The sequence below is a fragment of the Stenotrophomonas maltophilia group sp. vghtpe118 genome (assembly GCF_052605195.1).
Genome location: NZ_CP199672.1, coordinates 3801775 through 3822819, shown reverse-complemented (window position 1 = coordinate 3822819; position 21045 = coordinate 3801775). Strand labels below are relative to the sequence as shown.

The following is a 21045-nucleotide window of genomic DNA, read 5'->3' as shown; positions in this document are numbered from 1 at the left end:
GGCGCGCCCAGCGCCCCCGGATATGCCCGCATGACCGAACCCGCCTCCGATCCCCAGCGCAGCGCGCGGCGCCTGCAGTGGGCCCGTACCCAGCTCGACGATGCCAGCGCGGTGGTCGAGCGCGCTTCGGTCGATGCCGGCATGCGCAGCTACTGGCGTACCACCAGCACCCGTGGCAGCCACATCGTGATGGACGCCCCACCGGGGCTGGAAGATCCGCGGCCGTGGCTGCGCATGCGCGGCCTGCTGCACGACAACGGCCTGCGCGTGCCCGCACTGTTGGCGCAGGACCTGGAGGCCGGCTTCCTGCTGCTGGAAGATCTCGGCGGCCCGACCCTGGCCAGGATCCTCGACGAGCGCAATGCCGATGAATGGTTCGGCCGCTCGATCGAACAGCTGCTGCGCCTGCAGGCGATTCCGGTACCGGCCGACTTCGGCCAGTTCGGCGAAGCGCTGCTGCAGCGCGATGCCGGCCTGTTCGACGAATGGTTCCTGCAGCGGCACCTGAACCTGGAACTGGACTGCGGTGAGCTCGAGGGGCTGCAGCTGGTGCATCGCCGGTTGATGGACAACGCGCTGGGCCAGGCCCAGCTGATGACCCACCGCGATTACATGCCGCGCAACCTGATGCCGGTCGACGACGGCCCCGCGGTGCTGGATTTCCAGGACCTGGTGCGTGGCCCGATCGCCTACGACGCGGTGAGCCTGTTCAAGGACGCCTTCCTGAGCTGGCCGCTGCAGCGCGTTGACGCGTGGCTGGCGCAGTACCACGAACGCGCGCGCGACGCCGGCCTGCCGGTGCCCGACCGCGCCACCTTCCTACGCGATGCCGACTGGATGGGCATCCAGCGCCACGTGAAGATCCTCGGCCTGTTCTGCCGCCTGCGCTACCGCGACAACAAGGGCCATTACCTGGACGACGCACCGCGCTTCATCGGCTATCTGGATGAAGTGCTGCCACGCTATCGCGAGCTGGCGCCTCTGCAGCAGCTGCTGGAAAACCGCATCAAGCCGGCGCTGGCCGAACTGGGCGCACCGATGCGCGTGGCCCGATGAAGGCGTTGGTCTTTGCCGCCGGGCTCGGCGAGCGCATGCGCCCGCTGACCCTGCACACACCCAAGCCGCTGCTGGAAGTGGCCGGCAAGCCACTGATCGTCTGGCACCTGGAGCGCCTGGCAGCGCTCGGCGTGCGCGAGGTGGTGGTCAACACCGCGTGGCTGGCCGAGCAGTTCCCGGCGACGCTGGGTGATGGCAGCCAGTGGGGCCTGCGCCTGCATTTCCTTTACGAAGGGCAGACCCCGCTGGAAACCGGCGGCGGCATCCTCAATGCACTGCCGGTGCTGGGCGATGCCCCGTTCCTGGTGGTGAACGGCGATATCTGGACCGATTTCGATTTCGCCACGCTGCCGCGCGAGCCGCAGGGCCAGGCACATCTGGTGCTGGTCGACAATCCGGTTCAGCACCCGAACGGTGACTATCGGCTGGATGCACAGGGCCTGCTGCACCACGACCGCGCAGGGCCATGCCTGACCTATGCCGGCATCGGCGTGTACCGCCCCTCGATCGTGGCCGACTGGCGCGCGGTGATCGGCGATGCGCCGGGCAGCGAGCGGCTGCCGCCGAGGTTCTCGGTGGTGCCGCTGCAGAAGCATTTCATGGCGCAGGGGTTGATGACGGGGCAGCACCATCGGGGGCGTTGGACCGATGTCGGGACCGTGGATCGCCTGCGCGCGCTGGATGTGGAGCTGGCGGCGAACGGCTGAGCCCCTCGTGGCTGGACGCCCACGGAAGAAAGGAAAGAAAAGCAAAAGCGGGTCGCTTCGCTGCGCTTGCTCCGGTGACGACCAACGGTCGTCACCCACCAACAGCAGTCAACAGTCAGCAGTGCAGTACGCAGTCCCGGCAGATCGCGGGAACCTGTCGAAGGCGGGGTGGCTCAGGTTGCGGGGGCGTGAGCGCCATGGATGGCGCGATCGAGGCTACATGGACGTACTTGCGCCGTCCCCCGCAACCTGAGCCACCCCGCCTCCCCTCAGGAAGCCAGCCTTTGACGTTGACGTTGCTTCTGCGGGTGCAGGGCGCAGCCCTGCCAACAAACCCCGCCCTCAGTAACGAGGCCGGCCTTCTTCCAGCACCTGGCGCAGGAACGGCACGGTGATCCGCCGCTTCGCCGCCAGCGATTCGCGGTCCAGCCAGTCCAGCAGGGTGATCAATCCACCCAGCTCACGGCCGGTGTGCGACAGCAGCCATTCGATGGCCGCTTCGTCGATGGCCAGGCCGCGTCGCAGTGCACGCTCGCGCAGCACCGCAGCACGACCTTCCTCATCCAGCGGCTGCAGCAGCACGCGCACGCACTGGCCCAGGCGCGAACGCAGGTCCGGCAGCACCAGGCCCAGCTCGCCCGGCGCCTTCTGCGCCGTGTACAGCACGGTTACACCTGCAGCGCGCGCGCGGTTGTGGAAATCAAACAGCGCGATCTCGTCCTCGCGATTGCCGGCAACCTCGTCCAGCCCGTCCAGCGCCACCAGTTCGCGTGCGTCCAGCCCATCCAGCGCTGCACGAACGCGGCCGGCGGCGCTGGCCAGTGGCACGTACGTCGGCAAGCGCCCGGCCTGCTCGGCGCTGGAGCACATCGCCAGCGCCTGGTGGGTCTTGCCGGTTCCCGCCGCACCTTCCAGGTAGACCCAGTCGTGGCTGGCGCCAACCGCGATCGCGCGCAGCTGCGCCAGCGCGCCATCCGGCGCGCCGATGAAGGTCTCCAGGCGCTGGTCCCGCGGGTAATGCAGGGCCAGCGGCAGTTGCGGCACACCCATCACTTCAGGTCGGGGCCCTTGTCGTTCGGAACGATGATATGGGGGGCGTCCACTACGCCATCAAGCACGATCGCCGGCTTCTCGCCCACGTACAGCTCGCTCTGTCGGTAGCGCTGATGCGCATAGCGCAGCAGAACATTGGTCACCGCCGCCACCGGCAGCGCCAGCAGCATGCCGAGGAAGCCGAACAGCTGGCCGCCGGCCATCACCGCAAAGATCACTGCCACCGGGTGCAGGCCGATCTTGTCGCCGACGATACGCGGGGTCAGCACGTAGCTTTCCAGCAGCTGGCCCACGGTGAACACCACGCCCACCAGGATCAGCAGCTTCAGGTCGAAGCCCTGCGCCTGCACCAGTGCCGCGATCACCGCCATCAGCACGCCAGTGGTCGCGCCCAGGTACGGTATGAAGCTGATCAGGCCGGCAATCAGGCCGATCAGTAAGCCCAGCTTGAGGCCGACCAGCGTCAGGCCGCCGGCATAGATCACGCCCAATGCCAGCATCACCAGGAACTGTCCGCGGATGAACGCGCCCAGCACCTCGTTGGACTCGCGCGCCAACGCGCTGATAGTGCCGATCTGGTTGCGCGGAATGACCGACGCCACCCGCTCGACCAGCTTGTCCCAGTCGCGCAGGAAATAGAACGCCAGGATCGGCAGCAGCAGGATGTTGACCACCCAGGTCACCATCGCAAAGCCCGAACGCGAGACGTAGCCCATGAATGTGGTGGCGAAGCCGCCGGCCTGCTGCCAGTGGCTGCGCACCCATTCGATCAGGCGGTCCGGATCCAGCCACTGCATCACTTCCAGGCCGGTCTTCTGCTCGAACCAGGGGATCCCCTTCTCCATCAGCCACGCCTGTGCCTGCGGCGCGACCGCGATCAGGGTGGTGATCTGGCGCTCGATCATCGGCACCAGCACCAGCAGCAGCGCCACGATCACCAGCACCATCGCCGCGAACACCAGCACCACGCCGGTCATGCGCGAACGGCCGGTGGCCTCGATGCGGTCCACCAGCGGGTCGCCCAGCCACGCCAGCGCCAGCGCCAGCACGAACGGGGTCAGGATCGGTGCCAGCAGCCACACCACCCAGCCGACCAGGCCGGCGAACAGGATGTACTTCAGGCGGCGCAGGAACTGCGCGATTTCGGCTTCCGGGGTCAGGGTCATCGCAAACGGTACTCGTTGCTGACCGGCACGGCCACCGGGGCACCGGTGGTGTCATCGATCGGGGTCGGCAGGGCCGGCAGCGTCGCGCTGGGCACCAGCACGCCGTTGTCGCCCAGCATGCGGTTGAAGCCGGCCAGGCCGGTGGTCATCTCCAGGCTCAGCTCCAGCTGGCCGGCCGAGGCGTGCAGCGGGGTGACATTGCGCACCACCGGCACCTCGCGCAGCCCGGCGGCAAGGCGCAGGTAGTCGTCGGCACTGTTGATGCCGGTGACCACCACGCGGTAGGTCCCGGCCTGGCCGACGGCGGCACCCGCCTTGGCATAGCGCCTGACCAGCGCGTCGGCGGCGCCGTCGGCACCGGCGGCCATCGCGCGCATGGCGTTGGCGTCCTTGCTGGTCCACTTGTTCAGCTCACGGCCGTTGTCGACGAACACCCAGTCCGCCTGCCAGCCGCCGTTGGCGCGGTAGAGCTTGCCGATCAGCTGCATCGGCGGCGCGTAGCGCGACGAGGCGCGGGCCACGGCGGCACTGTCCTGGCGCCAGATGGCACCGGCCAGCGCCTGTTCGGCGGCACCGCCGCTGGGCAGGCCGAGCTTGTAACCCCGCTCGATGGCGCGGTTCAGCAGCGGGCGGGCGGCGTTGGCCTGCTGCACGCTGACCAGGCGCGGGCCACTGCCGTCGTCGACGGCCAACCACACCACCGGCTTCGGCCGCGGCTGCGGCCACAGCGGCAGACCCAGCGCCGAGACCAGCGAGTCAACGTCATCCTCGCGGAAGCGGGCCACCAGCAGGGTCCTGAAGCTCGGCGCGCCGCTGGCGCCCACGCTCTGGTCCTGCTTGTAGTCGTAGCTGGCCACGTAGTCCTTGGCGTTGCGCAGCGCCTGCACCACGCCGGGGCGGGACATCACGTTGCGGTCGCCCGACAGTTTGCCCAGCACCACGCTCAGGGCACGGGCCAGGGCGCCGTTGCGATCGGCTTCGGCCTGGCTGTTGACGGGCACTTCGGCCTCGTACGCACCCGAGGCGGTGGCAACATCTCCCTCGGTGCGCAGGCCGCTCTGGGCCATCGTGGCCACCGGCAGGCTCAGTGCAAGGAGCAGGGTCAGAATCAGGCTGCGGCGCATCAGGACATCCATTGGCTCGACGAATCCGGGGGAATTGTTGCCCGAATACGGCCTTTGCGCCAATGCGGCCTGTTAAAATCGCTCGTTCAACCCCTGCCAGCGCCGACGCCCGTGACCAACACCCCGTCTTCCGCCCCCTCCCCCCTCACCTACCGTGACGCGGGTGTCGACATCGACGCCGGCAACGCGCTGGTCGAGCGGATCAAGCCCCTGGTCAAGCGCAGCTTCCGCCCGGAAGTGATGGGCGGCCTGGGCGGCTTCGGCGCCCTGTTCGACCTGTCCAACAAATACCGCGAGCCGGTGCTGGTGTCGGGTACCGACGGCGTGGGCACCAAGCTGAAGCTGGCCCACCAGCTGAACCGCCACGATACGATCGGCATCGACCTGGTCGCGATGTGCGTGAACGACGTGCTGGTGCAGGGCGCTGAGCCGCTGTTCTTCCTGGACTACTTCGCCACCGGCAAGCTGGACATCGACACCGCCGCAGCGGTGGTGGGCGGCATCGCCAACGGCTGCACCGAGGCCGGCTGCGCGCTGATCGGCGGTGAAACCGCTGAAATGCCCGACATGTACGCCCCGGGCGAGTACGACCTGGCCGGCTTCACGGTCGCTGCGGTCGAGAAGAGCGAGCTGAAGGACGGCGCCAGCGTGGCCGCCGGCGACGTGCTGATCGGCATCGCCTCGTCCGGCCCGCATTCCAATGGCTACTCGCTGGTGCGCCGCATCTACGACCGCGCCGGCCGCCCGGCCGACCTGGAACTGGAAGGTGGCGTGAAGCTGGTCGATGCGCTGATGGCACCGACCCGCCTGTACGTGAAGCCGATCCTGTCGCTGCTGAAGTCGCACGGCGACGCCATCCACGGCATGGCCCACATCACCGGTGGCGGCCTGACCGAGAACATCATCCGCGTGGTGCCCGACGGCCTCGGCCTGGACATCCAGGCCTCGTCCTGGACCCTGCCGCCGGTATTCCAGTGGCTGCAGAAGGAAGGCGCGGTGGCCGACAGCGAGATGTGGCGCACTTTCAACTGCGGCATCGGCTTCGTGCTGATCGTCGCGCCGGACCAGGTGGCTGCGGTGTCCGAGGCGGTCAATGCGCAGGGCCTGGAGCACTGGACCATCGGCCAGGTGGTCACCGCCGAAGGCGCCGAGCGCGTCCGCATCGGCTGAACCCGACCCCGAGGAGCCCGCATGGACGCAACGCCCCCCCTGGCACCCGCCCCGGTACCGCCGCCGTTGGCGGCCGTGCCGGTCTTCAGCAGGCAGGACGCTGACCACCTGCGCGCGCTGTCCATCGCGCACTACGTGTTCGGCGGCCTGATCGCGCTGCTCTCGCTGTTTTTCATTCTGTACATCGTGCTCGGCATCAGTGCGCTGAGCGGCCATCTGCCGATGAACTCCGGGGGCCAGCCCTCGTCGCCGGCCGAACAGCGCCTGTTCGGCTGGGTGTTCACGGTGCTGGGGACCGTGTTCGTCGCCGGTGGCCTGGGCATGGCCGCATTCGTCATCCAGGCCGGACGCTGCCTGGCCCAGCGTCGTCGCCACCTGCTGTGCCTGATCGTGGCCGGCCTGCTCTGCCTGTGCGCGCCGCTGGGCACCGTTCTGGGGGTATTCACCCTGGTTACGCTGCTGCGCCCGCAGGTCAAGGCCGCCTTCGATGCAAGGGGTGCAACGACATGACGACACCCGGCGCACCACCGCCGCTGCCGCAGCAGACCCTGGCGCAGCTGCAGCTGGCCAGCCACCTGCAGACGCTGAAGGTGCTGTTCTACGCGCTGGCGGTTTTCCACTGGATGGCCGCGCTGGCGTTCCTCGGTTTCATCGGCCTGGTCGCCAGCTCACGCGGGCTGGCCGATGGCGCGGTACTGGCCACGGTGTACGGGGTCATTTCGCTGCTGGCTGCCGCGCTTGGCGTCGTGCAGCTGCACACCGCACGCCTGCTGTCGCACCGCACCGGGCTGGCCTGGTGCCAGCGCGCGGCCTGGCTGGCGGTACTGGCTGGCCCGCTGGGCATGGCCCTGACCGCCTATGCCTGGGTGTTCCTGTCCAAGCCTGACATGGCCGCACTGTTCGACCGTGGCGACCATCTCAGCGTCTGAGCTTGCCGGCAGACGCCCCCCTCCCCTGATCGACTCCCCATGTCCGCGCCTGCCCTCTCCACGACCGCCTCGCCTGCCGCTTCCCGTTTCACGGGCCCCAAGAAGCTGGCCTTCGCCGCCGTGCTGGCGGTGTTCGCGATCAGCTGGATCCACCCGCTGTGGCCCACCGAGCAGGCCCTGCACAGCACCCTGACCGTGATCGGGCTGGCCGCACTGCTATGGGTCGACCGCCGGGGTGGCTGGCTGGGCAACGGTGCCTTCATCGCGATCTGCGGCTTCATTGCACTGCACTGCGTGGCTGCGCGCTGGCTGTACTCGAACGTGCCCTACGACGCATGGGCGCAGACGCTGACCGGCTGGTCGCCGAATGTGGCGTTTGGCTGGCAGCGTAATCATTTCGACCGGCTTATCCACTTCCTGTTCGGCGTCTGCTTCACGCCTGCGCTGCTGCAGCTGGCACGCCATGCCTGGCCGGCGCTGCGCCGCGGCCAGGCTTTCACCCTGGCGGTGATGGCAGTGATGTGCGCCAGCCTGGTCTACGAGTGGTTCGAGTGGGCCATCGCACTGGCCCTTTCGCCCGACGCCGCCGAGGCCTACAACGGGCAGCAGGGCGACATGTGGGACGCGCACGCCGACATGCTGCTGGCGACCGTGGGCAGCCTGCTGACCTGGCCGTTGATCCGCCGGAGTGCCCGGCAATGACCACGCCCACCCGCATTGCCGTGCTCGCCTCCGGCCGCGGCAGCAACCTGCAGGCCATCCTCGATGCCATCGCAGCGGGCCGCCTGCCCGCCGAGATCGTCGGCGTGTTCTCCGACCGCCCAGCCGCCGCCGCGCTGCAACGGGTCGGTGCACGCCTGCGCTGGGCACATGCGCCGAAGGAATTCGACGACCGCGCCGCCTACGAGCAGGCCCTGGGCGATGCACTGGCCGCGGTCGCGCCGGACTGGATCGTCTGCGCCGGCTACATGCGCATTCTCGGCGCAGCCTTCGTGCAGCGCTTCAATGGCCGCCTGGTCAACATCCACCCCTCCCTGCTGCCACTGCACAAAGGGCTGGATACGCATGCGCGGGCTTTGGACGCCGGCGATACCGAGCACGGGGCCAGCGTGCATCTGGTCGTTCCCGAACTGGATGCCGGCGCCGTGCTGGCCCAGGCGCGGGTGCCGGTGATGCCCGGCGATGACGCCGACAGCCTGGCCGCGCGCGTGCTGGAGGTGGAGCACCCTCTGCTGATCGCCACCCTCCAGCTGCTGTGCGCCGGCCGCCTGACTGAACGGGAGGGGCAGCCGCACCTGGACGGTCACCCCCTGTTTAGCCCACTGGCCCTAGATTCCGCCGGGAACCTGAACCGGTAACGCCCACGCACACGCCCCGCTGACTGCGGGGCTGGCATCCTGCCCCCCTCCTGCAGCTCCTGTCCTCCATGAAGACCACGACCCTGCTGTCCACTTCATTGCTGCTGTCGCTTGTCGTGCTTCCCGGCGTGGGTTGGGGCCAGATGCAAGCGCCTGCGGCCCCTGCGCAGCCGGCGCCTGCAGTCCAACCGCCTGCGGAACCGGCCGTGCCGATGCCGCCGGCGCTGGCCTGGGAGCCGCCGCCGCTGCAGCCGTTCACCGCGACCTACCAGGCCTTCTACAAAGGCAAGGAGGCCGGCGACGCCAGCATGCAGGTCACCCACACCGGCGGCAACCAGTGGCGGGTGGACATGCAGGTGGTCGGCCGCCGCGGCTTCGCCAGCGTGCTGGGCCTGAACATCGAGCAGAGCACGGTGTTCGAAGAGCGCAGCGGCGTCTATGCGCCGCTCAGCCAGAGCACGGTGCGCAAGGGCCTGTTCCTGGGCAAGAAAGCGGTCGGCACGTACAACTGGCAGGCCGGCACCGCGCAGTGGAGCGGCGACGTCAAGAAGGAACGTGCGCAACCGATCGCGCTGCAGCCGGGCGACCAGAGCGCGCTGCTGATCAATCTGGCGATCATGCGTGATGCCCGCCCGGGCGCCACCATGCACTATCGCTACGTGGACATGGGCAAGGTCCGCCAGCACGACTACCAGGCCGCGCCGCAGACCGAGAATGTCGAGGTCGGCGACCTGTCCTACAACGCGCTGCGGGTCTACCGGACCAACGGCGGCAACAACGAAACCATCCTCTGGATCGCCAACGGTGTCCCCACCCCGGTGCGCATCCTGCAACGCGAAGACGGCGAAGACCGCGTCGATCTGCGCCTGATCGAGTACCAAGGAGTCTGAGCATGAGCACCCTGACCCGCCCCCTCACCTGGATCGCTGCAGCCGCACTGTCGGTGGCCAGCCTGCCGGCCATGGCCCTGCAGCCATTCAAGGCCGATTACCTGGCCAGCTACATGGGCATGCAGGCCAATGGCAGCATGACGCTGAGCAGCGAGGGAGCCAACAAGTGGCGCTACACGCTGCAGGTGAAGAACCAGCTGGCCGACCTGAGCCAGAGCACCGTGTTCGAAGAGGTGCGTGGCCAGCTGCGCCCGCTCAGCAGCCAGGACCGTTCGGCACTGCTGGTGAAGAAGCGCAATGTGCAGGCCAACTACAACTGGACCAGCAACCAGGCCACCTGGACCGGCGACATCAAGCCGGACCGTGCGGGCCCCATCGCGTTGAAGACGGGCGACATGGACGCGCTGCTGATCAATCTGGCGATCGCCCGCGACCTGGCCGCCGGCAAGCCGCTGACCTATCGCATGGTCGACGAAGGCCGCATCAAGAACATGACCTACCGCGTGATCGGCAAGGAATCGATCACCGTGGGCGGCAAGAGCTACGAGGCCACCAAGGTCTCGCGTGCCGACGGCAACAAGGAGCTGATCGCCTGGATCGTGCCGGAATTCCCGGTGCCGGCGCGCATGCTGCAGCGTGAGAGCGGCCGCGATGCGCTGGACCTGACCATCAAGGCGATGAACTGACCGGAGATCCACGTCATCCACGCATGGCGTGGATCTACTGGAAACCTGAAGTAGATCCACGCCATGCGTGGATGGACGCCCCGGGAAAAACGCCCGCTTTCGCGGGCGTTGTTCTTACTTCTTTTCCTCGGCCGCGGCCGGCTTGAACTCGGTGCGGCAGTCCACGCGGATCTGCTCGCCGGTGCTGCGCCAGACGAAGGTGCGGCAATGGCGGTTGCCGTCCTGGCTGTCGTTCACCGCGACCGCGTAGAACGATTCGATGATCTCGTCACGCGAGACCGTGCCGTCGCCGTTCCAGTCCATGTCCTTCTGCTCGATGCCCTGGGTGATGGCGATGTTGGCGTACCAGGCATAGCCCAGCCACGCCAGCACGATCAGCACCAGGGCCAGCAGCGCCTTGCGGCGCGGGCTGAACTTGCCGCGCAGGATCATGGCACGCGCCGGATGGTGGCACCGAGCGAAGACAGCTTCTCTTCGATGTTCTCGTAGCCACGATCAAGGTGGTAGATGCGGTCGATGGTGGTCTCGCCGCTGGCCATCAGGCCGGCCAGGATCAGCGACGCCGACGCACGCAGGTCGGTGGCCATTACCGGTGCGCCACTCAGGTGCTCGCTGCCACGCACGATGGCGGTGTGGCCTTCAACCTGGATGTCCGCGCCCAGGCGCAGCAGTTCATTGACGTGCATGAAACGGTTCTCGAAGATCGTTTCGTTGATCACGCCCACGCCGTCGGCCACGCAGTTGAGTGCCATGAACTGCGCCTGCATGTCGGTCGGGAACGCCGGGTACGGCGCGGTGGTCAGGTTGACCGCCTTCGGCCGCTTGCCCTGCATGTCCAGGGTGATGGTGTCTTCGGTGGTCTCGATCTTCGCGCCGGCCTCGACCAGCTTGGACAGCACCGCGTCCATGGTGTTCGGGCGCGCACGGTTGACCGTAACCTTGCCGCCGGTCATCGCCGCAGCGACCAGGAAGGTACCGGTTTCGATGCGGTCGGGCAGCACTTCGTGGCGGCCGCCGGACAGGCGCTCGACGCCTTCGATGACCAGGCGGGCAGTGCCCAGGCCTTCGATCTTCGCGCCCAGCGCGATCAGGCAATGCGCCAGATCGGTCACTTCCGGTTCCATCGCGCAGTTGTCGAGGATGGTGGTACCTTCGGCCAGCACCGCGCCCATCAGCACGTTCTCGGTGCCGGTGACGCTGACCATGTCGAAGGTGAAATGGCCGCCCTTCAGGCGCTTGGCGCTGGCCTTGATGAAGCCGTTCTCGACCACGATCTCGGCACCCAGCGCCTGCAGGCCCTTGATGTGCTGGTCGACCGGACGCGAACCGATCGCGCAGCCGCCGGGCAGCGACACTTCGGCCGCGCCGAAGCGGGCCAGCAGCGGGCCCAGCACCAGGATCGAGGCGCGCATGGTCTTGACCAGCTCGTACGGCGCAACGTGCTGGTTGACCGAACGCGGGTCGACCACGATCGCACTGCCACGCGACAGCGTGCCCTGGTCGATGGTGACCTTGGCACCCAGCTCGCCCAGCAGCTTCACCGTGGTGACCACGTCGTGCAGGTGCGGCACGTTGGTGATCTCCACCGGCTCATCGGCCAGCAGGGTCGCGCAGAGGATGGGGAGGACGGCGTTCTTGGCGCCGGAGATGCTCACTTCACCGTGCAGCGCAGCGCCGCCGGTCACAACGATCTTGGCCATGTATTCGGGATCTTCTGCGGTTCAGCCGGCTTCGGCCGGGGTCACGGTTTTCAGTGCCAGCGCGTGGATCGCGCCGCCCATCAGGTCGCCCAGCGTGGCATAGACCATGCGGTGGCGGGCCAGCGGCATCTTGCCGGCGAAGGCCTCGCAGACCACGGTCGCTTCGAAATGCACGCCATCATCGCCCTGCACATCGGCGCGGGCGCCAGGCAGGCCGGTTTCGATCAGATTGCGGATGGTGTCGGCGTCCAACGGGCTTTCCTAATAAAATGTGCCTCCATTCTACTTCCGCTGCGTGGCGTCCGCATGGCCGAATCCCTGTTGCCCCCCCGTTCCGTCGACCCTGCCGGCCTGGTCGCCAGTGGCCGCCGCGTGTTCGAGATCGAGCGGCAGGCGCTGGATGCCGTCGCCGACCGCCTTGGCGAGGCCTTCCAGCAGGCCTGCGAGGCGATCCTGGCCAGCCGCGGCCGGGTGGTCGCCACCGGCATGGGCAAGTCCGGCCACATTGCCCGCAAGATCGCCGCCACCCTGGCCTCCACCGGCACACCGGCGTTCTACGTGCATCCCGGCGAAGCCGGCCACGGCGACCTGGGCATGATCACCGAAGCCGACGTGGTGCTGGCCCTGTCCTATTCGGGCGAGTCCGATGAGGTGCTGATGCTGCTGCCGGTGCTCAAGCGCCAGGGCAACGTGCTGATTTCCATGACCGGCCGCCCGCAGTCGAGCCTGGCCACCGCCGCCGACATCCACCTGGATGTAAGCGTGCCGGCCGAGGCCTGCCCGCTGGCGCTGGCGCCGACCTCCAGCACCACCGCCTCGCTGGCGATGGGCGATGCGCTGGCCGTAGCCCTGCTTGACGCACGCGGCTTCACCGCCGACGACTTCGCCCGCTCGCACCCGGCCGGCAGCCTCGGCCGTCGCCTGCTGCTGCACATCACCGATGTCATGCATACCGGCGAGGACCTGCCCAGCGTGAGCGCCGATGCCAGCCTCAGCGAGGCGCTGGTGGAAATGAGCCGCAAGCGGCTCGGCATGACCGCCGTGGTCGACGCCGATGGCGTGCTGATCGGCCTGTTCACCGACGGCGACCTGCGCCGGGCGCTGGACAGCGCGCTGGACGTGCGCACCGCGAAGATCGCCGATGTGATGACCCGCAACCCGCGCACCATCGGTGCCGACCAGCTGGCCGTAGAGGCCGCGCGGCAGATGGAGACCCAGAAAATCAACGGCCTGATCGTGGTCGATGGCCAGGGCCGTGCGGTCGGCGCCCTGAACATTCATGACCTGTTGCGGGCCCGGGTGGTTTAACCGACAGTCCGTAGACCCCATTCAGTCTGTAATGCCCCACACGCCCCCACCGAGCCTGATCGCCTGATGCCCTGGTCCCCGCTGCCCGCGTTCCCCGCCCACCTGCATGCCGCTGCGGCCCGCGTCCGCCTGGCCTGCTTCGACGTGGACGGTACCCTCACCGACGGTCGGCTGTACTACGACAAGGACGGCAACGAGAGCAAGGCGTACTTCGTGCAGGACGGTCTGGGCCTGAAACTGCTGCAGCAGCACGGCATCCATCCCGTGCTGATCACCGCGCGCAACAGCCAGTCCGCGCTCAAGCGCGGCGCCGACCTCGGCATCGACACCCAGATCGCCGTGGGCGACAAGCTGGCCAGCGTGCAGGCGCTGTGTGCGCAGCATGGCATCGGCCTGGAGCAGGTGGCCTTCATGGGCGACGACCTGCCGGACCTGGCGCCGCTGGGCGCGGTCGGCCTGGCGGTGGCGCCAGCCAACGCCCACCCGTGGATCGCCGAGCGCGTGCACTGGCAGACCCGCGCCGATGGCGGACGTGGCGCCGCCCGTGAACTGTGCGACATCCTGCTGGCCGCCCAGGGCCATGTGGACGCGGTCCTGGCGAGGTTCGGCGCATGAACCTGCCCACCCTGAACTGGCGCACCGTGCTCGGCATCGGCCTGCTGCTGGCGGCCCTGCTCAGCAGCTGGGCCGCCCTGCGCAACCGTGACAAGGGCCCGGCCACTGCCGGCCAGGACGCCGGCGTGGACTACATCCTGCACGACTTCCAGATCGTCGCACTGGATGAGCAGGGCAAGGAATCGACCACCCTGCGCGCACCGCGGCTGGAACGGCAGCGCGGCGACCAGACCATCAACATCGCCACCCCACTGTTCGAGATGCCGGACAAGGATGGCAAGCACTGGACCCTGCGCGCCGAGACCGGCTGGCTCAGCGCCAAGGGCGACGAGATGAAGCTGCGCGGCAATGTCGCTGGCGACAGTCCGGCCGATCCGGGCGTGGTGCCGACCACGTTCCGCACCGACCACCTGGACGTGTTCCCGAAGGAGAACCGTGCCCGCACCGATGCGCGGGTCACCATGACCCGTCCCGGCATGGAACAGTCCGGCGTGGGCTTCGAGGTGGATTCGAAGAACAACACGTATCATTTCCTCAGCCAGTCCAAGGGCCGATACACGCCCCGACGCTGATTCCGCCACCCTCCTGCGACGTCCCCGGACCGGCGCAAGGAAGGCGGCCCACCCACCCGCCGCCGGTTTCCCGGACGGCCCCACCGGTAGAACGGACCCCGATGAAGATTCCCTTTGCAGCCGTACTCGCGCTCGGTCTCCTTGTTCCCAGCGTTGGCTTTGCCAAGTCCACCGACCGCAACGAGAACATGACCATCGACTCGGGCGCTCAGTCGGGCGTGCTCACCGGCGATGGCAAGACCGTGCTCTCGCAGGGCGTAACCGTTACCCAGGGCACGCTGGACATCCGCGCGTCCGAAGCGGAGATCTACCTCAAGGACGGCGAGGCCGTGCGTGCGGTATTCACCGGCAAGCAGGCCACGATGAAGCAGCAGCTCGACGACGGCACCTGGATGGACGCGGTGGCTGATCGCATCGACTACGACATCAAGACCGAGATCATCACCCTGACCGGCAGCTACAAGGTCACCAGCGCGCGCGGCACCAATGCCGGCCAGCGCATGGTCTACAACACCCGCACCGGGGAGATGAACTCCGGTGGCGATGGCAGCCGCGTGCGCACTGTCATTCCGCCGAAGAACAAGAACGCGGCGGCACAGCCGGCCGCCGCACCCAAGGCGGCGGCTCCGGCCAGCACGCCGGCCAAGCCGGCGGGGAGCAAGAAGTAATGCTCGTCGCCAAGGGCCTGCGCAAGCGCTACAAGCAGCGCGAAGTCGTCAAGGACTTCGGGCTGACCCTCGACGCCGGTGAAGTGGTCGGCCTGCTCGGCCCCAACGGTGCCGGCAAGACCACCTGCTTCTACATGATCGTCGGCCTGGTCGCCGCCGATGCAGGCAGCATCGTGCTCGACGGCAAGGACATCACCAGCGACCCGATGTACACCCGTGCCAAGCAGGGCGTGGGCTACCTGCCGCAGGAGCCGTCGGTGTTCCGCAAGCTGACCGTGGCCGACAACCTCCGCCTGGTGCTTGAACTGCGCGAAGACCTGGATTCGGCCGGCCGCGAGCGCGAATTGAACAGCCTGCTCGACGAGCTGCAGCTGGGCCATGTCGCCGACCAGCTCGGTGCCAGCCTGTCCGGTGGCGAACGTCGTCGCTGCGAGATCGCCCGCGCACTGGCCGCGCAGCCGCGCCTGATCCTGCTCGACGAACCGTTTGCCGGTGTCGACCCGATCTCGGTGGGCGAAATCCAGCGCATCGTCACCCATCTCAAGCAGCGTGGCATCGGCGTGCTGATCACCGACCACAACGTGCGCGAGACCTTGGGAATCTGCGACCGCGCGTATATCCTCGCCGAGGGTACCGTGCTGGCCCAGGGCTCGCCGGAGGCGATCCTGGACAACGCTGACGTACGTCGCGTCTACCTTGGGGATTCCTTCAAGCTGTGACCGCAGGTGCTGGGTCCCTTTCCTTCCATTCGGCACAGGCATGAAGACTCGGCTGCAGACATCGTTGGGACAGCAGCTGGTGCTCACCCCCCAGCTGCAGCAGGCGATCAAGCTGCTGCAGATGTCCACGACCGAGCTGGAGCTTGAAATTGCCCAGGCCGTGGAAAGCAATCCGCTGCTGGACTGGGCCGACAGCAACGACAGCAGTGCCGCCAATGAAGGCGGCGACAACACGGACGCCGACACGCCGGCCGAACGCACCGACAATGGCGACGACTGGGCACCGGCCGAGCTCGACTGGAGCGCTGCCGGCAGTGGCGGCAGCTTCGACGATGATGATGACGCCGGCAGCGCCGCCGAGCGCGTGGCCGAAACCGAGACGCTGGCCGACCACCTGCTGTGGCAGCTGCACCTGTCGCATCTTTCCATGCACGACCGCAGCATCGGCGCTGCGCTGATCGATGCGTTGGACGACGACGGTTACCTGCGCGAACCGCTGGCCACCATCGCCGAAACCCTGCTGCCGTCGGTTCATGCCGATGAGGATGAAATCCTTGCGGTGCTGCATCGCATCCAGCGCTTCGACCCGGTCGGCGTTGCCGCGCGCACGCTCGGCGAATGCCTGCAGCTGCAGCTGGATCTGTTGCCTGGCGACACCGCGGGCCTGGCGCTGGCGCGGCAGATTGCCGCAGGCCCGCTGGAACGACTGCCACGCAGTGGCGTCGCCGGTCTGGCCCATGAACTGAAACAGCCGCTGGACGAGGTCGAGACAGCGGTCGCCCTGCTGCGCTCGCTGGACCCGCGTCCGGGGACCCAGATCGCGCCGCTTTCGCAGGATACCTACGTGGTGCCCGACGTGGTGGTGTGGCGGCAGAACGGCATCTGGCGCGCGGCGCTGGCCGCCCATGCCGGGCCGAAGGTGGTGATCCACCGTGGCTACGAACAGCTGATCCGCCGCTGTGGCGAGGCCGACGCCGGCTACCTGCGTGGCCAGCTGCAGGAGGCGCGCTGGCTGCTGAAGGGCCTGCAGCAGCGCGGTGAAACCCTGCTGCGGGTGGTACGCAGCCTGATTCTGCAGCAGGCCGGTTTCCTCGAGTTCGGCGAACAGGCGCTGCGTCCGCTGACCCTGCGCGAGATCGCCGCCGAACTGGGCCTGCACGAGTCGACGGTGTCGCGCGCGATCGCCCGCAAGCATGTGCGCACACCGCGCGGCACGTTGCCGCTGCGTGCCTTCTTCGCCTCGGGCATCGATACCGAAGGCGGTGGCGAGGCGTCCAGCACCGCCATCCAGGCGATGATCCGGCGCCTGATCGACGACGAAAACCCGCGCAAGCCGCTTTCTGACGCCAAGCTGGCTGACCTGCTCAAATCGTCGGGAATTCCAGTAGCGCGACGCACCGTGGCGAAGTATCGTGAAGCCATGAACATCTCCGCCTCGCACGAAAGGGTCAGAATCGCTTGACGCACCGCCGCGCCCGGCGGAGAGGTTCATTGGCACATCCGAACACAGGAGAAACCCGATGCGCATCGAAACGTTTGGCAAAGACGTCGAAGTCACCCCGGCCCTGCAGTCCTATGTGGAGGAGAAGCTGGCCCGGATCGGAAAACACTTCGACCAGCACTGCGAAGCGCGGGTGACCCTCAAGCTGCAGAAGACCGAACACCACGTCGACGCCAGCCTCAACATCCCGGGGCAGACCCTGCACGCCGAGGCCGGCGGCCAGACCATGTATGCCGCGATCGACCTGCTTGCGGACAAGCTTGACCGCCTGGTCATCAAGCACAAGGAGAAAAAACAGCAGCACGCACCGCTGCCGGTGGGTGACAATGGTGGCTGATCGTCACCGTTCCCCGCAGACATGCCCCTGACTGACCTCCTGGCGGCCGTGCAGACCCAGCTCTGCGCGGCCACCGACCGCGACAGCGTCCTGCAGGCCGCCGCCGGGTTGCTGGCCTGCCGCCAGGCCAATGCCGAACAGATCTATCTGAACCTGTGCCAGCGCGAAGCCCTGGGCAGCACCGCGATCGGCCACGGTATCGCCATCCCCCACGGCCGCGCGCCGACCCTGGACCGCCCCCGTGGCGCCCTGCTGCGTCTGGCGAGCCCGGTCGACTTCGGCGGCGATGAGCCGGTGGACCTGGTGTTCGCGATGGCCGTCCCGGCCCACTACACCCACCAGCACCTGATGCTGCTGTCCGAGCTGGCCGAGCTGTTTTCCGCGCCGGATATCCGCCAGGCCCTGCGTGAGGCCGGCGATGCCCGGGCCCTGCGCGAGGCGCTGGACATGACCCCACCTGCGAGCGCCGCATGAATACCAGCATCACCGCCCGTGAACTGTTCGAACAGCAGCGCGAGCGGCTGGGGCTGCGCTGGGCCGCCGGCAAATCCGGTGAGAAGCGCGAGCTGGAGGCCGGCAATACCGTCTCGCGGCGTCCCTCGCTGGCCGGCTACCTCAACGCCATCTATCCCAACAAGGTGCAGATCCTGGGCACCGAGGAACTGTCCTGGCTGGATGCGCTGGAACCGCGCCAGCGCTGGGAGACCATCGAAAAGATCATGCAGTCGCACCCGCTTGCGCTGGTGCTGACCCGCAACCAGGCCTGCCCGGAAGACCTGCGCGCCGCCGCCGATGAATCCGGCACGCCGCTGTGGCTGTCGCCCAAGCGCGGCCACGAACTGCTCAACCACCTGTCCTACCACCTGGCGCGCACGCTCGCACCGAGGGTGATCCTGCACGGCGTGTTCATGGAGATCTATTCCATTGGCGTGCTGATCACCGGCGAGGCCGGGTCGGGCAAGAGCGAGCTGGCACTGGAGCTGCTCAGCCGTGGTCACCGCCTGGTCGCCGACGACGCCCCCGAGTTCACCCAGATCGCCCCGGATGTACTCGACGGCACCTGCCCCGAACTGCTGCAGGACCTGCTGGAAGTGCGCGGCCTGGGCGTGCTGAACGTGCGCGAGATGTTCGGCGACACGGCTGTAAAGAAGAACAAGTACCTTCGGCTGATCGTCCACCTGACCAAGCCGATGACCGAACCCACCCCGCATGGCTACGAGCGTCTGACCGGCGACTCGGGCACCCGCCATGTGCTGGACCTGGACGTTCCGCTGATCACCCTGCCGGTGATGCCCGGCCGCAACCTGGCCGTGCTGACCGAAGCCGCCACCCGCCTGCACATCCTGCGCACCAAGGGCATTGACCCGGCGGCCATGTTCATCGCCCGCCACAGCAACCTGCTGGAACGGCGAACACCCTGATCCTCCTGCCCCTCGAAGAGCCTGTCCATGAGCACCGCAATCCCCACCGCCCCGACCCTGATCATCGTCAGCGGCCTGTCCGGCTCGGGTAAATCCGTCGCCCTGAAGACCTTCGAGGACCAGGACTACTACTGCTCGGACAACCTGCCGATCCACCTGCTGCCGGACTTCGTGCGCAGCCTGCTGGCCAACCACGACGGCAGCGCGCCGCGCCGGCTGGCGGTGGGCATCGACGTGCGCGGCCAGGCCGACCTGAGCCAGCTGGGCGACTGGCGGCAGCTGGCCACGGACGCCGGCGTGGAAGTGAAGGTACTGTTCTTCGAGGCCAGCGACGAAACGGTGCTCAAGCGCTACGCCGACACCCGCCGTCGCCATCCGCTGAGCCAGCTGGGCCTGTCGCTGCCCGAAGCGATCGCCCGCGAGCGCGAACTGACCGCGCCGCTGCGGCGTGAGGCCGACGCTGTGATCGATACCAGCACCCTCAACGTGCACCAGCTGCGGCGGCGGATCATCACCGAGTTCGCGATGGACCATGCCACCGGCCTGTCGCTGCTGTTCGAATCATTCGCCTACAAGCGCGGCGTACCGGCCGAGGCGGACTTCGTGTTCGATGCGCGGGTGCTGCCCAATCCACACTGGGACCCGGACCTGCGCGCGCTGAGCGGCCGCGAGCCGGGCGTGCGCGACTATCTGGAAGCGCAGCCCGACGTGCAGCGTTACCTGGCCCAGCTGATGGATTTCCTGGATACCTGGATGCCGAAACTGGGGGATGGCACCCGCAGCTACGTGACCGTGGCGTTCGGCTGCACCGGCGGCAAGCACCGCTCGGTGTTCCTGGCCGAGCGCATGGCCCGGCACGCCCGCGAGATGGGCTGGCAGGACGTGGCCACCTACCACCGCGAACAGGATTGAGGGTGGTCGGCCGGGCTGCGCCCGGCACCCGTTGGTAGTGCCGGCCGCTGGCCGGCAACAGCAACAGCAACAGCAAAAGCGGCATTCCGTGGGATGGCGGGGCGGTGTGGGTAGGCAGGACACGCCGTGAACCCCGCTCCGCGGTCCGGCCCAGCCGCTGGCGGCTGGGCGTTCGGGCGCTTGCGAAGCAGTGCTTCGCAAGCAAAGCGCCCTCACCCTTGGGGGCTCGCTGGCGCCATCCATGGCGCCAGCGGTCCTGCAGATCCACACCGCCCCACCTCTGACAGATCTCTGCTGCTGTTGGTAGGTGTCGACCTTGGTCGACACGGTAGATCCATGCCATGCGTGGATGAATCGCTGCCAGGCATCGAAAAACGCATGGGGTCGGATCCCTTTTTCAATGAAAAAGGGCCCCGACCCGAGCAACACTGAATACGGGACACAGTACCCCTCATCTGCTGCTATCGCCGATTCACCTTGACCTGTTAACGTGCAGTAATGACCTGTGGCATTCTCCTCGTAACACATCCCGGGGTCGGGACCGCCCTGCTTGACGTGGCGACCCGGCTCCTGCGGCAGTTGCCGCTGAAAACCGAAGCTTTCGAAGTACCGTTCGACGCAGACCTGGACGCCCTGCTCCCGCTCGCCTCGGCCGCTTTGCGGCGGGTCGATGGAGGTGACGGCGTGCTGATCCTGACCGACCTGTACGGCGCCAGCCCCGCCAACCTTGCCGGGCAGCTGGCCCGGCTGGGGACCCCGGTTCGCCGGGTATCGGCGCTGAGCCTGCCGATGTTGCTGCGGGTGATGAATTATCCGGAACAGGGACTGGATCAACTGCCCGCCACAGCCGCGGCGGGTACCCGTAATGGAGCGATAGTCGACGATGCTTGAACGAGAACTCACCGTCAGCAACCGCCTGGGCCTGCATGCCCGGGCCACCGCCAAGCTGGTGCAGACCCTGGCACCGTTCCGCTGCAACGTGACCATGGCCGCCAAGGGCCGTGAGATCAACGCCAAGAGCATCATGGGCGTGATGCTGCTGGCCGCCGGCCAGGGCACCCCGGTCACCGTGCGCATCAACGGCGAGGACGAAGCCGCCGCGATGGAAGCGGTGGTCGGCCTGTTCGAACGCCGCTTCGACGAGGACAGCTGA

General features: G+C 67.8%; 27 protein-coding genes. 21 read left to right on the top strand and 6 right to left on the bottom strand.

Features of this window, described 5'->3' with window-relative positions; genetic code table 11:
- The first annotated feature begins 30 nt into the window (after positions 1-30).
- Positions 31-1056 carry an aminoglycoside phosphotransferase family protein gene (locus ACUDTM_RS17490; RefSeq protein ID WP_072168609.1) on the top strand — a complete coding sequence of 342 codons (1026 nt, stop codon included), beginning with the start codon at positions 31-33 and terminating at the stop codon, positions 1054-1056.
- On the top strand, positions 1053-1763 hold the full coding sequence (gene murU / locus ACUDTM_RS17485; protein WP_072168608.1) for an N-acetylmuramate alpha-1-phosphate uridylyltransferase MurU: 711 nt from the start codon (positions 1053-1055) through the stop codon (positions 1761-1763). The genes ACUDTM_RS17490 and murU overlap by 4 nt, the downstream gene beginning before the upstream one ends.
- A gap of 342 nt (positions 1764-2105) precedes the next feature.
- Here the strand turns inward: murU and hda are convergent, their stop codons facing one another.
- The 3 genes from hda to ACUDTM_RS17470 are packed head-to-tail and all read right to left on the bottom strand — an operon-like array spanning position 2106 to position 5118.
- Positions 2106-2813 carry a DnaA regulatory inactivator Hda gene (hda, locus tag ACUDTM_RS17480; protein ID WP_053500213.1) on the bottom strand — a complete coding sequence of 236 codons (708 nt, stop codon included), beginning with the start codon at positions 2811-2813 and terminating at the stop codon, positions 2106-2108.
- Positions 2813-3982, bottom strand: coding sequence for an AI-2E family transporter (locus ACUDTM_RS17475; RefSeq protein ID WP_088497774.1), 1170 nt, complete (start codon positions 3980-3982; stop codon positions 2813-2815). The genes hda and ACUDTM_RS17475 overlap by 1 nt, the downstream gene beginning before the upstream one ends.
- On the bottom strand, positions 3979-5118 hold the full coding sequence (locus ACUDTM_RS17470; protein ID WP_072168183.1) for a DUF2066 domain-containing protein: 1140 nt from the start codon (positions 5116-5118) through the stop codon (positions 3979-3981). Before ACUDTM_RS17470 ends, ACUDTM_RS17475 begins: the two co-directional genes overlap by 4 nt.
- Positions 5119-5217: 99 nt before the next feature.
- Between ACUDTM_RS17470 and purM the strand changes: the two genes are divergently transcribed.
- From purM to ACUDTM_RS17435, 7 genes are all read left to right on the top strand, one after another.
- Positions 5218-6276, top strand: coding sequence for a phosphoribosylformylglycinamidine cyclo-ligase (purM, locus tag ACUDTM_RS17465; protein ID WP_088497775.1), 1059 nt, complete (start codon positions 5218-5220; stop codon positions 6274-6276).
- Between the two features lie 21 nt (positions 6277-6297).
- Positions 6298-6786, top strand: coding sequence for a hypothetical protein (locus ACUDTM_RS17460; protein ID WP_088497776.1), 489 nt, complete (start codon positions 6298-6300; stop codon positions 6784-6786).
- Positions 6783-7205, top strand: coding sequence for a hypothetical protein (locus ACUDTM_RS17455; RefSeq protein WP_445391429.1), 423 nt, complete (start codon positions 6783-6785; stop codon positions 7203-7205). Before ACUDTM_RS17460 ends, ACUDTM_RS17455 begins: the two co-directional genes overlap by 4 nt.
- A 39-nt stretch (positions 7206-7244) precedes the next feature.
- Positions 7245-7907 (top strand): DUF2238 domain-containing protein, encoded by a 663-nt coding sequence (locus ACUDTM_RS17450; RefSeq protein ID WP_445391428.1) that lies wholly within the window; start codon positions 7245-7247, stop codon positions 7905-7907.
- A complete protein-coding gene (gene purN, locus ACUDTM_RS17445) occupies positions 7904-8563 on the top strand; it encodes a phosphoribosylglycinamide formyltransferase (protein WP_088497778.1) in 660 nt (219 codons plus the stop codon). Before ACUDTM_RS17450 ends, purN begins: the two co-directional genes overlap by 4 nt.
- A 68-nt stretch (positions 8564-8631) precedes the next feature.
- Positions 8632-9453 (top strand): DUF3108 domain-containing protein, encoded by an 822-nt coding sequence (locus ACUDTM_RS17440; RefSeq protein ID WP_151354958.1) that lies wholly within the window; start codon positions 8632-8634, stop codon positions 9451-9453.
- 2 nt (positions 9454-9455) lie between these two features.
- A complete protein-coding gene (locus ACUDTM_RS17435; RefSeq protein ID WP_005415565.1) occupies positions 9456-10139 on the top strand; it encodes a DUF3108 domain-containing protein in 684 nt (227 codons plus the stop codon).
- A gap of 114 nt (positions 10140-10253) precedes the next feature.
- Here the strand turns inward: ACUDTM_RS17435 and ACUDTM_RS17430 are convergent, their stop codons facing one another.
- The 3 genes from ACUDTM_RS17430 to ACUDTM_RS17420 are packed head-to-tail and all read right to left on the bottom strand — an operon-like array spanning position 10254 to position 12091.
- A complete protein-coding gene (locus ACUDTM_RS17430; RefSeq protein WP_032957609.1) occupies positions 10254-10571 on the bottom strand; it encodes a hypothetical protein in 318 nt (105 codons plus the stop codon).
- Positions 10568-11839: a UDP-N-acetylglucosamine 1-carboxyvinyltransferase gene (gene murA / locus ACUDTM_RS17425; RefSeq protein ID WP_088497780.1), complete on the bottom strand. Its 1272-nt coding sequence runs from the start codon at positions 11837-11839 to the stop codon at positions 10568-10570. Before murA ends, ACUDTM_RS17430 begins: the two co-directional genes overlap by 4 nt.
- Before the next feature lie 21 nt (positions 11840-11860).
- A complete protein-coding gene (locus tag ACUDTM_RS17420; protein ID WP_005408396.1) occupies positions 11861-12091 on the bottom strand; it encodes a BolA family protein in 231 nt (76 codons plus the stop codon).
- Between the two features lie 54 nt (positions 12092-12145).
- On the opposite strand from ACUDTM_RS17420, the gene ACUDTM_RS17415 reads away from it, so the two are divergent.
- From ACUDTM_RS17415 to ACUDTM_RS17360, 12 genes are all read left to right on the top strand, one after another.
- The gene (locus tag ACUDTM_RS17415; RefSeq protein WP_061479792.1) at positions 12146-13147 is read left to right on the top strand and encodes a KpsF/GutQ family sugar-phosphate isomerase; all 1002 of its coding nucleotides are present in this window, start codon (positions 12146-12148) and stop codon (positions 13145-13147) included.
- Positions 13148-13213: 66 nt separating this feature from the next.
- Positions 13214-13762 carry a KdsC family phosphatase gene (locus ACUDTM_RS17410; RefSeq protein ID WP_049415164.1) on the top strand — a complete coding sequence of 183 codons (549 nt, stop codon included), beginning with the start codon at positions 13214-13216 and terminating at the stop codon, positions 13760-13762.
- On the top strand, positions 13759-14334 hold the full coding sequence (lptC, locus tag ACUDTM_RS17405; protein WP_005415560.1) for an LPS export ABC transporter periplasmic protein LptC: 576 nt from the start codon (positions 13759-13761) through the stop codon (positions 14332-14334). Before ACUDTM_RS17410 ends, lptC begins: the two co-directional genes overlap by 4 nt.
- Before the next feature lie 101 nt (positions 14335-14435).
- Positions 14436-15002 carry a lipopolysaccharide transport periplasmic protein LptA gene (gene lptA / locus ACUDTM_RS17400; RefSeq protein WP_088497781.1) on the top strand — a complete coding sequence of 189 codons (567 nt, stop codon included), beginning with the start codon at positions 14436-14438 and terminating at the stop codon, positions 15000-15002.
- Complete coding sequence (lptB, locus tag ACUDTM_RS17395; protein ID WP_005415558.1) at positions 15002-15721, top strand: LPS export ABC transporter ATP-binding protein; 720 nt, start codon at positions 15002-15004, stop codon at positions 15719-15721. Before lptA ends, lptB begins: the two co-directional genes overlap by 1 nt.
- Positions 15722-15761: 40 nt before the next feature.
- On the top strand, positions 15762-17183 hold the full coding sequence (locus ACUDTM_RS17390; RefSeq protein WP_072168191.1) for an RNA polymerase factor sigma-54: 1422 nt from the start codon (positions 15762-15764) through the stop codon (positions 17181-17183).
- A gap of 58 nt (positions 17184-17241) precedes the next feature.
- Positions 17242-17559 carry a ribosome hibernation-promoting factor, HPF/YfiA family gene (gene hpf / locus ACUDTM_RS17385; protein ID WP_005415556.1) on the top strand — a complete coding sequence of 106 codons (318 nt, stop codon included), beginning with the start codon at positions 17242-17244 and terminating at the stop codon, positions 17557-17559.
- A gap of 21 nt (positions 17560-17580) precedes the next feature.
- Positions 17581-18033, top strand: coding sequence for a PTS sugar transporter subunit IIA (locus ACUDTM_RS17380; RefSeq protein ID WP_072168192.1), 453 nt, complete (start codon positions 17581-17583; stop codon positions 18031-18033).
- Positions 18030-18980, top strand: a complete 951-nt coding sequence (gene hprK / locus ACUDTM_RS17375) for an HPr(Ser) kinase/phosphatase (protein ID WP_005408388.1) — start codon at positions 18030-18032, stop codon at positions 18978-18980. The genes ACUDTM_RS17380 and hprK overlap by 4 nt, the downstream gene beginning before the upstream one ends.
- A 27-nt stretch (positions 18981-19007) precedes the next feature.
- Positions 19008-19892, top strand: coding sequence for an RNase adapter RapZ (rapZ, locus tag ACUDTM_RS17370; RefSeq protein ID WP_353080145.1), 885 nt, complete (start codon positions 19008-19010; stop codon positions 19890-19892).
- A gap of 498 nt (positions 19893-20390) precedes the next feature.
- The gene (locus ACUDTM_RS17365; RefSeq protein ID WP_005408386.1) at positions 20391-20783 is read left to right on the top strand and encodes a PTS sugar transporter subunit IIA; all 393 of its coding nucleotides are present in this window, start codon (positions 20391-20393) and stop codon (positions 20781-20783) included.
- Positions 20776-21045, top strand: coding sequence for an HPr family phosphocarrier protein (locus ACUDTM_RS17360; RefSeq protein WP_005408385.1), 270 nt, complete (start codon positions 20776-20778; stop codon positions 21043-21045). The genes ACUDTM_RS17365 and ACUDTM_RS17360 overlap by 8 nt, the downstream gene beginning before the upstream one ends.

What these genes read in the sequence shown, in the direction of transcription:
- ACUDTM_RS17475 (WP_088497774.1), bottom strand. Translation starts at nt 3,982, where the DNA reads ATGACCCTGACCCCGGAAGCCGAAATCGCGCAGTTCCTGCGCCGCCTG.
- hpf (WP_005415556.1), top strand. Translation starts at nt 17,242, where the DNA reads ATGCGCATCGAAACGTTTGGCAAAGACGTCGAAGTCACCCCGGCCCTG.
- ACUDTM_RS17460 (WP_088497776.1), top strand. Translation starts at nt 6,298, where the DNA reads ATGGACGCAACGCCCCCCCTGGCACCCGCCCCGGTACCGCCGCCGTTG.
- rapZ (WP_353080145.1), top strand. Translation starts at nt 19,008, where the DNA reads ATGAGCACCGCAATCCCCACCGCCCCGACCCTGATCATCGTCAGCGGC.
- lptA (WP_088497781.1), top strand. Translation starts at nt 14,436, where the DNA reads ATGAAGATTCCCTTTGCAGCCGTACTCGCGCTCGGTCTCCTTGTTCCC.
- purN (WP_088497778.1), top strand. Translation starts at nt 7,904, where the DNA reads ATGACCACGCCCACCCGCATTGCCGTGCTCGCCTCCGGCCGCGGCAGC.
- hprK (WP_005408388.1), top strand. Translation starts at nt 18,030, where the DNA reads ATGAATACCAGCATCACCGCCCGTGAACTGTTCGAACAGCAGCGCGAG.
- murA (WP_088497780.1), bottom strand. Translation starts at nt 11,839, where the DNA reads ATGGCCAAGATCGTTGTGACCGGCGGCGCTGCGCTGCACGGTGAAGTG.
- murU (WP_072168608.1), top strand. Translation starts at nt 1,053, where the DNA reads ATGAAGGCGTTGGTCTTTGCCGCCGGGCTCGGCGAGCGCATGCGCCCG.
- ACUDTM_RS17490 (WP_072168609.1), top strand. Translation starts at nt 31, where the DNA reads ATGACCGAACCCGCCTCCGATCCCCAGCGCAGCGCGCGGCGCCTGCAG.
- hda (WP_053500213.1), bottom strand. Translation starts at nt 2,813, where the DNA reads ATGGGTGTGCCGCAACTGCCGCTGGCCCTGCATTACCCGCGGGACCAG.
- ACUDTM_RS17470 (WP_072168183.1), bottom strand. Translation starts at nt 5,118, where the DNA reads ATGGATGTCCTGATGCGCCGCAGCCTGATTCTGACCCTGCTCCTTGCA.
- ACUDTM_RS17365 (WP_005408386.1), top strand. Translation starts at nt 20,391, where the DNA reads ATGACCTGTGGCATTCTCCTCGTAACACATCCCGGGGTCGGGACCGCC.
- ACUDTM_RS17390 (WP_072168191.1), top strand. Translation starts at nt 15,762, where the DNA reads ATGAAGACTCGGCTGCAGACATCGTTGGGACAGCAGCTGGTGCTCACC.
- ACUDTM_RS17440 (WP_151354958.1), top strand. Translation starts at nt 8,632, where the DNA reads ATGAAGACCACGACCCTGCTGTCCACTTCATTGCTGCTGTCGCTTGTC.
- ACUDTM_RS17410 (WP_049415164.1), top strand. Translation starts at nt 13,214, where the DNA reads ATGCCCTGGTCCCCGCTGCCCGCGTTCCCCGCCCACCTGCATGCCGCT.
- ACUDTM_RS17380 (WP_072168192.1), top strand. Translation starts at nt 17,581, where the DNA reads ATGCCCCTGACTGACCTCCTGGCGGCCGTGCAGACCCAGCTCTGCGCG.
- ACUDTM_RS17360 (WP_005408385.1), top strand. Translation starts at nt 20,776, where the DNA reads ATGCTTGAACGAGAACTCACCGTCAGCAACCGCCTGGGCCTGCATGCC.
- ACUDTM_RS17430 (WP_032957609.1), bottom strand. Translation starts at nt 10,571, where the DNA reads ATGATCCTGCGCGGCAAGTTCAGCCCGCGCCGCAAGGCGCTGCTGGCC.
- ACUDTM_RS17455 (WP_445391429.1), top strand. Translation starts at nt 6,783, where the DNA reads ATGACGACACCCGGCGCACCACCGCCGCTGCCGCAGCAGACCCTGGCG.
- lptC (WP_005415560.1), top strand. Translation starts at nt 13,759, where the DNA reads ATGAACCTGCCCACCCTGAACTGGCGCACCGTGCTCGGCATCGGCCTG.
- ACUDTM_RS17435 (WP_005415565.1), top strand. Translation starts at nt 9,456, where the DNA reads ATGAGCACCCTGACCCGCCCCCTCACCTGGATCGCTGCAGCCGCACTG.
- lptB (WP_005415558.1), top strand. Translation starts at nt 15,002, where the DNA reads ATGCTCGTCGCCAAGGGCCTGCGCAAGCGCTACAAGCAGCGCGAAGTC.
- ACUDTM_RS17450 (WP_445391428.1), top strand. Translation starts at nt 7,245, where the DNA reads ATGTCCGCGCCTGCCCTCTCCACGACCGCCTCGCCTGCCGCTTCCCGT.
- ACUDTM_RS17415 (WP_061479792.1), top strand. Translation starts at nt 12,146, where the DNA reads ATGGCCGAATCCCTGTTGCCCCCCCGTTCCGTCGACCCTGCCGGCCTG.